Origin of the sequence: Eubacterium sp. 3_1_31 (genome assembly GCF_964249515.1) — a bacterium.
In the GTDB taxonomy this organism is placed as follows: Bacteria; Bacillota_I; Bacilli_A; order Erysipelotrichales; family Erysipelotrichaceae; genus Longicatena; species Longicatena caecimuris.
Genome location: NZ_CAXUBY010000107.1, coordinates 1 through 1,184 on the forward strand (window position 1 = coordinate 1; position 1,184 = coordinate 1,184).

Annotated in this window: 1 protein-coding gene; it reads left to right on the forward strand. The window is 35.0% G+C overall.

Features of this window, described 5'->3' with window-relative positions; genetic code table 11:
* Positions 1–250: 250 nt before the first annotated feature.
* A partial coding sequence (locus tag ACESSZ_RS16445) for an IS110 family RNA-guided transposase (RefSeq protein WP_499842906.1) occupies positions 251–1,184 on the forward strand: 934 nt, incomplete at its 3' end.

Consider the following 1,184-nt stretch of genomic DNA (forward strand, 5'->3'; position numbering starts at 1 on the left):
CCAAGAAACAGGTAATTAAATAATATCTTCCTTTCTTGGGAATTCATTAAGCTATATAATTAGCTTAGGGCTGTGGATTTGTATCTATTTTTTTGTGGCGTAGACCATTTTAAGGAGAATCAGACCACAGTTTTTATTTACAAACTTTGATTAGTTAGATAACACTTGATGTTTTATTTCGTACAAGATTAGGTCCGAATAAACAACTGTGATCACCAACAGCCCTTATTTCAAAAGGAGGTATTTCATCATGTATTACGTAGGCATTGATATTGCCAAGTACAAACACGACTGTTACATCTGCACTTCTGAAGGTGTTACTGTCCTTGAATCTTTTTCATTTGATAATTCAAATACTGGATTCAAAGAACTTCAGTCTGCTTTAGACCATCTTGATCATTCCCAACAAATAAAGATAGGCCTAGAAGCAACTGGTATTTACGGAAAGAATTTAAAACTCTTTCTATCTTCCATTGGCTATGACTTTCATGAATTCAACCCATTACTAGTGAAAAGATTTCATGATTCACTTTCCAATCGAAAAACCAAAACAGATAAAATTGACGCTCGTATCATCGCTTTATATCTATCCACAGGTGCTTCTAGAACCTATCTGTATTCATCATACCACATAGAGGCTCTAAAGCAACTATCTCGTGCAAGAAATAAGCTAATTCGTTCTCGTAGCGACCAATACGTTATCATCACGAATATTCTTGATGTGGAATTCCCTGAATTTAAAGCTTTCTTTCATAACAAGCTTAGTGATACTGCTTTATTTCTTTTAAACAAATATAAAACAGTGGATCGTATGAAACGTTTAACTTATCAAGACTGTGTTCTATTACATAATAAATCTCGTCGTATTCCAACTTCTAGTTTTGAAGAACTTCGTGATTTAGCAAAGCATACGATTGGGCATCATTTTAACTACAATGACCTTATTCTTTCCTCTGCACTTCAAATCGTAAATACTCTTGAACGGCAAATAGAAAGCATTGAGAAGGAAATTTTAGCTATCATGGAAGAACTGCATTCTCCTATTGATACTATTCCGGGAATCAGTACGCTTAGTGCTGCGACTATCCTCGGTGAATTTGGTGACTTCTCAAAATTTAGTAATCCTAAACAGCTTTGCGCTTTTTGTGGAGTAGAGCCTGCCATTTACCAATCTGGAACATCTT